The organism is Phaeobacter sp. BS52, assembly GCF_045040595.1.
Lineage (GTDB): Bacteria > Pseudomonadota > Alphaproteobacteria > Rhodobacterales > Rhodobacteraceae > Phaeobacter > Phaeobacter piscinae.
In genome coordinates, this window is the sequence record NZ_CP090662.1 from 1,595,686 (window position 1) to 1,608,124 (window position 12,439).

General features: G+C 62.4%; 9 protein-coding genes and 1 pseudogene. 7 read left to right on the forward strand and 3 right to left on the reverse strand.

The annotated features are described in order from the left end of the window. Positions 1-184 precede the first annotated feature (184 nt). From L0Z65_RS07755 to L0Z65_RS07765, 3 genes and pseudogenes are all read right to left on the reverse strand, one after another. Positions 185-1,372 carry a DUF2235 domain-containing protein gene (locus tag L0Z65_RS07755; RefSeq protein ID WP_405112137.1) on the reverse strand — a complete coding sequence of 396 codons (1,188 nt, stop codon included), beginning with the start codon at positions 1,370-1,372 and terminating at the stop codon, positions 185-187. After that, positions 1,350-3,649: pseudogene (locus tag L0Z65_RS07760) on the reverse strand (xanthine dehydrogenase family protein molybdopterin-binding subunit). The gene L0Z65_RS07755 and the pseudogene L0Z65_RS07760 overlap by 23 nt, the downstream one beginning before the upstream one ends. A gap of 122 nt (positions 3,650-3,771) precedes the next feature. Beyond that, a complete protein-coding gene (locus tag L0Z65_RS07765; RefSeq protein ID WP_405112140.1) occupies positions 3,772-4,923 on the reverse strand; it encodes a type III PLP-dependent enzyme in 1,152 nt (383 codons plus the stop codon). Between the two features lie 110 nt (positions 4,924-5,033). On the opposite strand from L0Z65_RS07765, the gene L0Z65_RS07770 reads away from it, so the two are divergent. The 7 genes from L0Z65_RS07770 to L0Z65_RS07800 all read left to right on the forward strand — a co-directional run bounded on the left by L0Z65_RS07770 (position 5,034) and on the right by L0Z65_RS07800 (position 12,404). Then, positions 5,034-5,471 (forward strand): Lrp/AsnC family transcriptional regulator, encoded by a 438-nt coding sequence (locus tag L0Z65_RS07770; RefSeq protein WP_014874276.1) that lies wholly within the window; start codon positions 5,034-5,036, stop codon positions 5,469-5,471. 434 nt (positions 5,472-5,905) lie between these two features. Further along, the gene (locus L0Z65_RS07775) at positions 5,906-8,974 is read left to right on the forward strand and encodes a valine--tRNA ligase (RefSeq protein ID WP_405112143.1); all 3,069 of its coding nucleotides are present in this window, start codon (positions 5,906-5,908) and stop codon (positions 8,972-8,974) included. Between the two features lie 274 nt (positions 8,975-9,248). Continuing rightward, positions 9,249-9,542 (forward strand): DUF1330 domain-containing protein, encoded by a 294-nt coding sequence (locus L0Z65_RS07780; protein WP_014874274.1) that lies wholly within the window; start codon positions 9,249-9,251, stop codon positions 9,540-9,542. A gap of 42 nt (positions 9,543-9,584) precedes the next feature. Next, entirely contained in the window at positions 9,585-10,136 is a 552-nt protein-coding gene (locus L0Z65_RS07785; RefSeq protein ID WP_405112147.1) for a TerB family tellurite resistance protein, read from the forward strand. After that, positions 10,133-10,573 (forward strand): TerB family tellurite resistance protein, encoded by a 441-nt coding sequence (locus L0Z65_RS07790; RefSeq protein ID WP_014879681.1) that lies wholly within the window; start codon positions 10,133-10,135, stop codon positions 10,571-10,573. The genes L0Z65_RS07785 and L0Z65_RS07790 overlap by 4 nt, the downstream gene beginning before the upstream one ends. Further along, positions 10,570-11,355 (forward strand): phosphate/phosphite/phosphonate ABC transporter substrate-binding protein, encoded by a 786-nt coding sequence (locus tag L0Z65_RS07795; RefSeq protein ID WP_405112151.1) that lies wholly within the window; start codon positions 10,570-10,572, stop codon positions 11,353-11,355. Before L0Z65_RS07790 ends, L0Z65_RS07795 begins: the two co-directional genes overlap by 4 nt. Positions 11,356-11,624: 269 nt before the next feature. Further along, positions 11,625-12,404 carry an ABC transporter ATP-binding protein gene (locus L0Z65_RS07800; RefSeq protein ID WP_102897255.1) on the forward strand — a complete coding sequence of 260 codons (780 nt, stop codon included), beginning with the start codon at positions 11,625-11,627 and terminating at the stop codon, positions 12,402-12,404. The last annotated feature ends 35 nt before the right edge of the window (positions 12,405-12,439 follow it).

Genomic DNA, 12,439 nt, shown 5'->3' on the forward strand with positions numbered 1-12,439 from the left:
ACCGCAGGTAAATTCAGCAACAGCCTGTCGGCAGGCCCGGCACTCACACTCGAACCCGTAAATCTCGCACCGATGTAGATTGGCCGCATGCGCAGGCGTCAGATCTGACACCCAAGGGCGCGCGCTGCGCGTCGGCCGGTTGGCCATTCCCGCCCGTCAGAGTCACCGGTGCGCGGCCAAAACGCTAACGCGCCACTTTGGACAGCTCCGACTGCCACTGCGCCACACGTTTGTCGGTGATATTGGCGCCCACGCTGCTGTGCAATCGCTCGCTGCTGTCCAACCCGACGCGACGGTTGCCGCGCAGCAGGAAAATCTTGCCCCAGCCGCGCCAGGTCCCGACCGAGGGCGCGGTCGGATCAACAGAAAACCGCATGCGCCAGTCACGCGGCAGCGGCAGCCCGCAGTTTTCGGCCCGCTCCAGCATCCAGACCAGAGAGACATTGGACAACGGCCGCGCCTCCTCAAATCCGCCCAGCTGCCCGCCCACATCGCCATGGCTGCCCCGGAACCAGACCTGCTCCACCTTGCCATCATGCCCGTCGGGGCATTCCCAGAGGACCGGCGCAAAGACCTGCCGGGTCTCATCCAGCGCCAGCGCGTGAAAACCGTTTTTTACATGTTTGCCGAGCTGATGGTTGTGAAACCCGTGCCGCCGCTCCGCCCAGCGCCACAACAGCGGCAACCGCAGGCCCAGCGCCTTCACCGTGTCCCAGACGCCAACCATCTCAATCTCCACATCCCGGTGGCAATAACGTTCCGTGAAAGTGGAGGCGACACAACCCCCGGTCTGCGCCGCCGCCTGCGCGGTAGCGCCTGCGTCTTCCGTCTCAGCGATGTCGGGTTTAGCCGTCGTCTGCGGTCCTTGCGTCTTGCCCGGTCCGCTGGCCGATGCACCACCACATTGGTAGTGCCGATACGCGGTGCGGATATTGCGCACGGTGGCATGTTCGGCCTTCAGCAGCCCGACCTCGTCTATGACACCGGCGAGCGAGCGCACCGCATAGGCGCCCCGCGAATAGCCCATGAGATAAATCCGGTCCCCCGGACGGTAGCGCGAGGCGAGATAGCCATAGGCACGCCGGATCTGACGGTTGATACCACGCCCGATCATCACATCCGCAGTTTTGCGCCAGCTCTGCCATTGCACCCCCGCCTCATAGAAGACAGAGACCTGCGGGCCGACCTCCTGGCACAGCCGGTAGACCATGCCAGCGTGGGTTTCATGCCCCGGTTCCAATGTCGACATGGTGCCATCAAGGATGATCAGATGGGCCTGCGGCCCGCGCAGCTTGGTCTCGGCAGAATGCTCGGAGCGCAGCGGGCGCCCAAGCCATCCCAGGATCCTCTTACTCAGCTGCGTCAGCGACATTCCTCAATGCTTCCCATAGTCTAAGTGGTGTGTAAGGCATCTCAACCTGCCGCACGCCACGATCCCAGACCGCGTCCTGCACGGCATTTGCCACCGCTGCCAACGCGCCCACGGTCCCGGCCTCACCGCAGCCCTTCATGCCCATCGGGTTCTGGGTCGATGGCACCGGCGCAAAACCTACATCAATCATCGGCACATCCGCCGCACGCGGCAAGGCGTAGTCCATAAACGATGCTGTGAGCAGTTGCCCATCGGCGTCATAGACCACCCGCTCCAGCAGCGCCTGCCCCAGCCCCTGCACCACCCCGCCATGCACCTGACCTTCGGCCAGCAGCGGGTTGATCAGATTACCGAAATCATCGACCACGGTATAGCGGTCCACATGGCTGACGCCGGTTTCCGGGTCGATCACGATCTCGGCAACATGGGCACCGTTTGGAAACGACCGCCCCGGCAACTTGGCCCGTGCCGTGTGACGCAGCAACGCGTGATGCCCCTGCGCACGGGCCATCTCAGCGGCCTCCACCAGGGTTGGCCGCTGGTTGCTGCCCGGCGCGCTGAACTGCTCGCCATCAAAGGTGACAGACCCAGGCTCCACGCCCAGTTGCTCTGCCAAAAAGGGAATGAAGGCGTCGATCATCACATCAACTGCCGCCAATGTGGCATTGGCCTGAGTGGTCACTGACCGCGATCCACCAGTGCCGCCACCCTGCGCGATGCGGTCGCTGTCGCCCTGCACCACGGTAATATCTGCTGCAGGAATACCTGTCTGGTCCGCCAGAAACTGCGCATAGACCGTCTCATGGCCCTGCCCGTTGCTCTGCGTGCCGACATAGATGCTCACCCGCCCCTCCTCTTCAAAGGCAACTTCCGCGCTTTCTGAAGGATCCCCCAAAATACTTTCGATATAGTAACACAGGCCAACGCCCCGTAAATTCCCCTGCAACGCATCGGCGGCCCTGCGCTGTGCAGAATCCAGCCAGATCCGCCGCCGCTTCGGTACGGGCCAGAAGCTGATGGAAATCGCCCACATCGTATGTCTCATCCGTTGCGGTCTTGTACGGGAACTGATCCGCACGGATGAAATTGCGCCGCCTAAGCTCCCATGGGTCAACCCCCAGCTCACGCGCGGCATGATCCATCGCCCGCTCCAGCACATAGATCGCCTCAGGACGTCCTGCCCCGCGATAGGCATCCACCTGTGCGGTGTTGGTATAAATCCCCTCCACCCGCAGCCAGGTGGTGCGAATGTCATAGACCCCCGCCAACACCCGGCTGAACAGCTGTGTCTGCACCGGCTGGCCGAAATGGGAATTATACGCCCCCAGATTACACTGTGAATGAACCCGGTAACCGGTGATGCGCAGATCCGCGTCAAAGGCCAGTTCCGCGAGTGAGGTCAGATCCCGCCCGGCATTGTCGCTCAGCATCGCCTCGCTGCGGTCCGACATCCACAGCACCGGCCGCCCCAGCAGGCGCGCAGCCTGCGCCACCACAAAATACTCAGGGTACGGCATCGCCTTCATGCCAAAGCCACCGCCAACGTCGGGCGTGGTGACATGCACATCCTCCGCCGCCAGTCCCAGTTTGTCGCTGAGCTGCTTTTTCATCGCCCAGACGCCTTGCCCACCATAGGTGAACTGCAAACGGCCCTCGGTCCAATTGGCAAAACAGCCGCGCGGCTCCATTGTGTTGACGATGATCCGGTTGTCCTCAACCTGCAGCGCCACGCGATGCGCCGCCGACGCGAAGGCGGCCTCGGTTGCCGCCTCATCCCCTATGCCCCAGTCAAAGGCCCGATTGTCCGGCGCCTCTGCGTGGAGTTGTTCGCCGCCCGCTGTCAGATCCACCTTGGCTAAGCAGATCGTCGATATCCAATTCGATCAGCTCTCCCGCATCCCGGGCCTGCTCCAGCGTCTGCGCGATCACCACGGCGATCGGCTCGCCCACGAAGCGCACGCGACCGCGGGCCAGCATCGGACGCTCCGGCGCGGCACCCTTGCTGCCATCGCGGTTGTCCACCACCGCGCCATCCATGCCCACGCGGATGCCAGCGGCCTCCAGATCAGCCAGTGTCAGGATGGCTTGCACGCCCTCAGCCTCGCGAGCCATCTCAATATCCAGATGGGTGATGGTGCCATGGGCCACCGGGCTGCGCAGCACCCAGGCCCGCAGTGCGCCAACCGGTGCGGCATCTTCCAGATAGCGCCCCTGCCCGGTCAGGAACCGTATATCCTCAACCCGCCGCACCGGTTGGCTTTTGCCGAATTTATCCATCTCTGCCCCTGCCCTCACTGATATGCCGGACCTGTTTTGCCGATGGCAAACGCAGAAACGCGGCGCACAGGTATATGCCCTGCGCACCGCGCCAATTGATCCCGTCAGGAGCGACAGTAGCCTTAAGGGCGCGCTTGTCCAGACAGCTCGATCACCGTCGCCACGTCAGACAGCCCATAGCCGTTGAACTGCGTGCTCATGGCCGAGGAATAAGCGCCAAGACCGGGGAAAAGCACATAGTCACCAATCTGCGTATCACGAGGCAGCGGCAGCCCATCCGGCAACCGATCCAGACTGTCACAGGTCGGACCAAAGACCACGCGCGGCTGGGCCTCTGCCCTCCGGCGGGTGCCGTCAGCGGCGACCACTTCGACCCGCCCCGGCAGCCCCATATCGCGGATATCCACCAAGCCGCCATAGATCCCGTCGTTGAGGAACACCACCTCACCGGCCTTGCGCATTCCCTTGATCCGCGCCGCCAGCGTAAAGCTCTCCGACACCATGGCGCGCCCCGGCTCGCAGATCAGCACCGGTTGCTCCGCACCAAAGGCCGCCTCTGCCGCCGCGGAAATCGCGGCGAAAACCTTCTCCAGATCCGGTGCCACCCCATCGCGGTTCGCCGCAAAGCCACCGCCGACGTTCAGCCGCGCAATCTTCACCCCTGCGGCGTCGATGATGCGCTTGGCAGCGTGAACATATTCAACCCAGGCGCTCTCGTCCTCGCACTGCGTTCCGGGGTGGAAACACAGCGCAGGCGTCCAGCCCTCTGCCGCCACCCGCTTCAGCAATTCGACCGCCATATCCGGCTCTGCCCCGAACTTGCTGCCAAAATCATAGGCCGCACCCGCCACCGGAAGGGCAAAGCGCACAGCGATTTCACAGCTCTTGGGCACATCGGACAGCTTGTCCAGCTCGCTCGGCTCATCCACCGACCAGCTCGCCACCCCATGGGCGATACCCGCCGCGATTTCCACGTCCGAGCGGACCGGGTTGTTGTAATGCATCACCGCATCCGGGCTGGCGGCACGCACCGCGTCCATCTCCGCAGGCGAGGCCACGTCAAATCCGGTAATGCCCGCCGCCACCAGATTGGATAGCACCGCCGGATGCGGGTTCGCCTTTACCGCGTAGGTCACCAGCCCCGGAAAACCGCGCTGAAACCGGTTGGCCACCTCATGCAGCACGCGCGGCGAAAAATACAGGATCGGATGATCCGGTGTACTGCGCGCCAAATGGGTTTCAGGGGAAAGCCAGAGAGGTGGGATTTGCTGCATGGATATCGGCCTTAATTGGATGTTTTTCCCAGTTTCCGCCACTACGCCGTCGATTTCGCTCGTCACATTGACTATAGTGACGAAAAATAACGTCACATCGCAGGCCACATATGCAAACCGACGAAACCGACCAGAACCTTCTGACGCTCCTGCGGGAAAACGCCCGCCGCCCGGTGGCCGATCTGGCACGCCGTCTGGGCCTTGCGCGCACCACGGTTCAGGCGCGGATTGAACGATTGGAAAGCTCCGGCGTGATCAGCGGTTACACGCTGCGCACCTCGGCGCAGGCGCGCCCGCCATTGCAGGCCACTGTGCTGATCTCAATTGAACCGCGCTCCGGCCCAGAGGTTCTGGCCCGGCTGCGCGGATTGCCAGGTGTCGAGGTCGTGCATACCACCTCAGGCCGGTTTGACCTCCTGGCGCAGGTGGTGGCGCAGACCACCACCGAACTGGACGAGACGATTGATCGCATCGGCGAGGCGCGCGGCGTGCGCTCCTCCGAGAGCCTGATCCATCTGGCCACCAAACTGGACCGCACTGGCCAATAGATTGCCCGCGCCAGTGAATTGCACGCGAAGCGCTGACCAACTGACACGCCTGCTGCGATAATCATCCCTGAAAACTCGTGCGCCCGGCCACCCCTGCGGTATCCGCATCAAGGGTGCCCGGGCGGCTTAAAACCATAGGCATCGACAAACGGGACCCGAGGGAGATCCCGGTGGAAAAGGCGGCTTGGAACTCCACCCCGGTTGACCGGACGCGACATCACTCACTGTCATCTGCATCCCAGTCCCCCCACCACTTACCGTGCCGGATTAACCTTAAAACGCCGTTATCGCCGGGATCGTTCCATAATATTTTTGATATTCTCAGGATCCTTGTCGCTCCCCTCTTGGCAGGCCCGCCTATGGAGACTTTCCCTTTGCCGCACCATTCGGTATGGGATGACCCGATCAGATAGATACGCAGGCAGGACATTCCGATGGCGATGGACAAGACATTTAACGCAGCCGAAGCCGAAGCCCGGCTTTCCGAGGCCTGGGAGAAGGCAGGCTGTTTCCGCGCGGGCGCAAACGCCAAGCGCAGCGAAACCTACAGCGTTATGATCCCGCCTCCGAATGTCACCGGCGTTCTGCACATGGGCCATGCCTTCAACAACACGCTGCAGGACATCCTGATCCGCTGGAAGCGCATGCAGGGCTATGACACCCTTTGGCAGCCCGGCACCGACCACGCCGGCATCGCCACCCAGATGGTGGTGGAGCGTGAGCTGGCCAAGACCCAGCAGCCCTCCCGTGGTGAGCTCGGCCGCGAGAAATTCCTGGAGAAAATCTGGGAGTGGAAAGAGCAATCCGGCGGCACCATCATCAACCAGCTGAAGCGCCTCGGTGCCTCCTGTGATTACGACCGCACCGCCTTCACCATGGCAGGCGCCCAGGGCGACACCCGCACCGGCCATGAGAACTCCCCCAACTTCCACGACGCCGTGATCAAGGTCTTTGTGGAGATGTACAACAAGGGGCTGATCTACCGCGGCAAGCGGCTGGTGAACTGGGATCCGCATTTTGAAACCGCGATTTCCGACCTTGAGGTGGAGAATATCGAGGTTGCAGGCCACATGTGGCACTTCAAATACCCGCTCGCCGGTGGCGCCACCTACACCTATGTGGAGAAGGACGAGGACGGCAACGTCACGCTGGAGGAAGAGCGCGATTATATCTCCATCGCCACCACCCGCCCCGAAACCATGCTGGGCGACGGCGCGGTGGCTGTGCACCCTTCGGACGAACGCTACGCGCCCATCGTGGGCATGCTCTGCGAAATCCCCGTCGGCCCTAAGGCGCAGCGCCGCCTGATCCCGATCATCACGGATGAATACCCGGATAAGGATTTCGGCTCTGGCGCGGTGAAAATCACCGGCGCCCATGATTTCAACGACTATCAGGTCGCCAAACGTGGCGGCATTCCGATGTATAACCTGATGGACACCAAGGCGAATATGCGCAGCGACGGCGCGCCCTACGTCCAAGAGGCAACAACTGCGCAGGCCATCGCCAATGGTGAGGCAGAATTCACCGAAGCCAGCATCGCCGCGATGAACCTGGTGCCGGAAGAATACCGTGGCCTGGACCGTTTCGAGGCGCGCAAACGCGTGGTCGCCGATATCACCGCCGAAGGTCTCGCCGTGATGCAGACCGTGACCAAGACAGTGAAGGATGAGGACGGGAACGAGAACGACATCTCCGAAACCGTGCCCTACGTCGAAAACAAGCCAATCATGCAGCCCTTTGGCGACCGCTCCAAGGTTGTGATCGAGCCGATGCTGACCGACCAGTGGTTCGTGGACGCCGCGAAGATCGTCGGCCCGGCGCTGGACGCGGTGAAAGACGGCACCGTCAAGATCCTGCCGGAGAGCGGCGAGAAGACCTATTACCACTGGCTGGAAAACATCGAGCCCTGGTGCATCTCGCGCCAGCTCTGGTGGGGCCACCAGATCCCGGTTTGGTTTGATACTGATGGCAACCAGTATTGCGCGGAAAGCTTCGAAAGTGCAGCAGAACTGGCACGGCAAAAGCATGGCGCAGACGTCGAAATTCGAGAGCGCTCAACCGGGGACGAATTCACTGTTGAAGGGCAGCGAAAAGCTCCCAATCCTAGTAAATCACAAATTGGGAACCCACAGGTCAAAATGAAGACCACGAGCGTTACGCTTGAACGCGACCCCGATGTCCTCGATACTTGGTTCTCCTCCGGCCTCTGGCCCATCGGCACCCTCGGCTGGCCTGAGCAGACCGAGGAACTGGCAAAATACTTCCCGACCTCAACCCTCGTCACCGGTCAGGACATTCTGTTCTTCTGGGTTGCGCGGATGATGATGATGCAGCTGGCGGTTCTGGATCAGGATCTGCCGGTTGAAAAACGCATCCCCTTCGACACCGTCTACCTCCATGGCCTTGTGCGCGATGCCAAGGGCAAGAAGATGTCGAAATCCACCGGCAACGCTGTCGACCCGCTGGAGATCATCGACGAATACGGCGCCGACGCGCTGCGCTTCACCAATGCGGCGATGGCCAGCCTTGGTGGCGTGCTGAAGCTCGACATGCAGCGCATCGCGGGCTACCGCAACTTTGGCACCAAACTGTGGAATGCGGTGAACTTCGCCCATTTCAACAACGTCTATGATGCCGAAACCCCGGCCTATGCCTGTCCCGACGCAAAGGCTGCCGTGAACCAGTGGATCATCGGCGAAACCGCCAAGGTCCGCGTGGAAGTGGACGCCGCTCTTGAGGCCTACCGCTTCAACGACGCGGCCCTCGGCCTCTACGCCTTTGTCTGGGGCAAGGTCTGCGACTGGTACATCGAACTCAGCAAACCGCTGTTCGGCTCCGAGGATGAGGCGGTGATCGCTGAAACCCGGCAGACGCTCGGCTGGGTGCTGGACCAGTGCATGATCCTCCTGCATCCGATTATGCCCTTCATCACCGAAGAGCTCTGGGGCAACACCGCCAAGCGTGACACCATGCTGGTGCATGAAGACTGGCCGACCTATGGCACCGAATTGGTCAACGCCGATGCCGACGCCGAAATGAACTGGGTGATCACCGCGATTGAGAATATCCGCTCCACCCGCGCGCAGATGCATGTGCCCGCCGGTGCCAAGATCCCGATGGTGGTGACAGAATTCTCCGATCAGGCGCGCGCCGCCTGGGAGAAGAATGAGGCGATGATCCAGAAACTAGCCCGCATCACCACGCTGGAGCAGGTTGAGAGCTTCCCCAAAGGCTGCGCCTCCGTGGCGGCCCCCGGTGCGTCCTTTGGCCTGCCGCTGGCGGATGTGATCGACGTGGATGCTGAAAAGGCCCGTCTGGAGAAAACCCTCGGCAAACTCGCCAAGGAGCTGGGCGGTCTGCGCGGGCGTTTGAACAACCCCAAATTCGCCGCCTCCGCCCCGGAAGAGGTCGTCGCCGAAGCTCGCGAAAACCTTGCCCTGCGCGAGGAAGAAGAGGCCAAGATCAAAGAGGCGCTGGCGCGTCTGGCTGAAATCGGCTGATCGCCTATAATAACGGGGCAAGCCACTGGTATCATTACCGGCTTGCCCCAAAAACCGCACATAAAACATTGCGCAGACCGCTGGTGCTTCTGCGGAGCGCCCCAAGGGTGCCCTCACATCTGCGCTAAATCTGCGTAAATCGGCCCATCCGCTGAACGGTCCCGTCAAATCTTCCGCATAAGGGGAAAAACCGCGCAATGCGGTCATTGCCTTTGGCCCGGTTCTGTATCAGCCTGTGGCAACAGCTTGATATCCGCGCCAGAAAGGACCCCCCATGCCCAAAGGATACTGGGTCGCCCATGTCGACGTTGATGATATGGACCGCTACAAGGACTATGTTGCGGCCAATGCGGCCCCCTTTGCCGAATACGGCGCCAAATTCCTGATCCGTGGCGGCCCCAAAGAGGTCCGCGAAGGCCAGACCCGCGCCCGCACCGTGGTGATCGAATTCAAGGATTTTGCCACCGCCAAAGCCTGTTACGACTCCGTCGCCTATCAGCAGGCAAAGGCGCTGCGCGATCCGGTCTCCACCGGCGATATGGAAATCATCGAAGGCTACGGCGACTAGGGCCTGCTTGGTTCTGGACGCGCTCAAGGGTAGAATAGTGCCATGCTGAAAAAACTGTTTCAGGTCTTTCGACCGCAAAAGACCCCCGCCCAGCCGGACCCCGATGCCGAGCTGGCGCTTGGCGCGCTGCTGGTGCGGGTGGCGCAATCAGACCGGGACTACCAGCTGGAAGAGATCAGCCTGATCGACCGCATTCTGGCCCGTCTCTATCAACACGACGCGATTGAGGCGGCAAAGGTCCGCGCCGCCTGCGAAAAACTGCACGCCGCCGCGCCGGAAACCGACACGTTCGGTCGCCTGATCCGCGAAACCACCGGGCTTGAGGAACGGCTCGCAGCGCTGGATGCGCTCTGGGAGGTGGTGCTGGCGGATGGTCATGAACACCCCGGCGAGATGAAGATCGTCGAGGACGCACGCAAGGCGATGGGCCTCTCCAAGGCCGACAGCGACACCGCCCGCGCCCGCGCGCAGGGCAAACTCCTTGGCCCGGAGCAGGGCGTGGCCGCAGGCCAGCCAGCCACAGAAAGCGCGCTTGCAGGCGCCACCACGGTATCGCCCACCCCCGACCCGTCAGATAAGGAGCCGCAGCCATGATCAAGGAACTGCTTGGACGACTGCTGGCCCCCGCGCCGGAGCCGCTGGACGATGGCGATGCGCGCCTCGCCCTTTGCGCCCTTCTGGTGCGGATTGCGCGGTCTGATCACAATTACTCCGACGATGAGCGGGACCGGATCGACCGGATCCTGCGGGCGCGCTACGATCTCGATCTGGGCGGCGCCATCCTGCTGCGCGAACAGGCCGAGGCGCTGGAGGCCGAGGCCCCCGACACCGTCCGCTTTACCCGCGCGATCAAGGACGCCGTTGCGTATGAAAACCGCATGGCCGTGGTCGAAGCCCTGTGGCAGGTGGTGCTGGCCGATGGCAAGCGTGACGCGGCCGAGGATGCGCTTCTGCGCCTGTCTGCCAGCCTCCTGGGGGTAAGCGATGTCGACAGCGCCCGCGCCCGTCAACGCGCGGAGGCCAGCTCATGATCGCCAGTCTGGCGATGTATGACCGCCCTGAAACCGCCCCTGCCCTGGATGCCCTGTGGCAGGCGATCCGCACTGAGTTGGCCGCGGCTTCCATCGATGCGCCGGAAACCCTCACCCGTGGCGGCGACCTCTGGTCGATCTGGTCCGATTCGGAGCTGCTGCTGGCGCAGACCTGCGGCCTGCCCTACCGCACCCGTCTCTATGAGCAGGTCACTCTGGTCACAACGCTGGATCACGGCGTCGCGGACTGCCCGCCGGGGCACTACACCAGCGTCTTCATCGCCCATCGCAACCGCGCAGGCCATAGCCTGCGAGAGATCGCTGGCGGCAGCTTCGCCTATAATGAGGCGCTGTCGCAGTCCGGCTGGGCCGCGCCGATGCTGCATCTGCGTGACCTCTCCCTCCTCCCCGGCAGCCTGTTTCAATCCGGCAGCCACAGCGCCTCCGCCCGTGCGGTGGCCGAAGGCACCGCCGATTTCGCCGCCCTTGATGCGGTCAGTTGGGCCTTGATGCAGGCGCATGATGATTGGGCCAAGGATCTGGTCGAAGTGGCGCGGACACCGCCAACGCCGGGTCTGCCACTGATCACCGCCAGCAGCCGTGATCCGGCCCCCCTTCGCACCGCTGTCGCGCAGGCTGTCGCCAATCTGGATGATGACCACCGCAAAACCCTGCATCTGAAGGGTGTGAGCGAAATCCCACCGGGCGCCTATCTGGCAGTACCGACACCACTCGGTCCGGTGCTGACCGAGCAATCCATCCGCCAGCAGGCGGCAGGCTGACCCCCCCGACCCCTCCGCTCGGGCTGGCGCCGGAGCGGAGATCACATCCCCTACAACCGCGCCGCGACCTGCCCGGTGCGGATACCCACACGACAGGGCTGGCGCAGAGGTCGGCAGAGGGCCCACTGGTGAACAGTCCAAGGACAATTTGATCAGATTATCCGCCAAAATGCCAATTTCCTCGCGTGCCTTCTCGGTTTGCACGTTGCATCCGCTCTTTTTTTCGGTCCAATAAGGACGAATTCAACGACAATTGGACGAGAGACACCTTGACCGACACAACGCCAGTTCTGGAAATCCGCGGCCTGCACAAGTCATATGGCGAGCTGGAAGTGATCAAAGGTGTCGATATCACCGCCCACCGCGGCGATGTGGTTTCCCTCATCGGATCCTCCGGGTCGGGCAAGTCCACTCTGCTGCGCTGCTGCAACCTGCTGGAAGACAGCCAGGAGGGGGATATTCTCTTCAAGGGTGAGCCGATCAACTGGTCCGGAACCGGCCTTGCCAGGCGTCCTTCGGATGCAAAACAGGTGCTGCGCATCCGCACCAACCTGTCCATGGTGTTCCAGCAGTTCAATCTCTGGGCGCATATGACCATTCTGCAAAACGTGATGGAGGCCCCGCTGACCGTCCTCGGTCGTGACCGCGCCGAGGTGGAAGAGGCCGCCCGTAAATACCTCACCAAGGTGGGGATCGGCGACAAATGTGATGCCTTTCCGGCGCAGCTCTCCGGCGGCCAGCAGCAGCGCGCAGCCATCGCGCGCGCGCTTTGCATGGAACCTGAGGCGCTGCTGTTTGACGAACCCACCTCCGCCCTCGACCCCGAGCTGGAGCAGGAGGTGGTCAAGGTGATCAAGGATCTCGCCGCTGAAGGCCGCACCATGATCATCGTGACCCATGACATGAACATGGCTGCAGATGTCTCCAGCCACATCGTGTTTCTGCACAAAGGCCTGATCGAAGAAGAAGGCAGCCCGGACGAAGTCTTCGGCAGCACCCGATCCGAACGTCTGCGCGGCTTCCTTGCCTCCACGCGTCACGGCAAATAACCACCAACAAAGACCAAACCAAACGGGAGTAACCT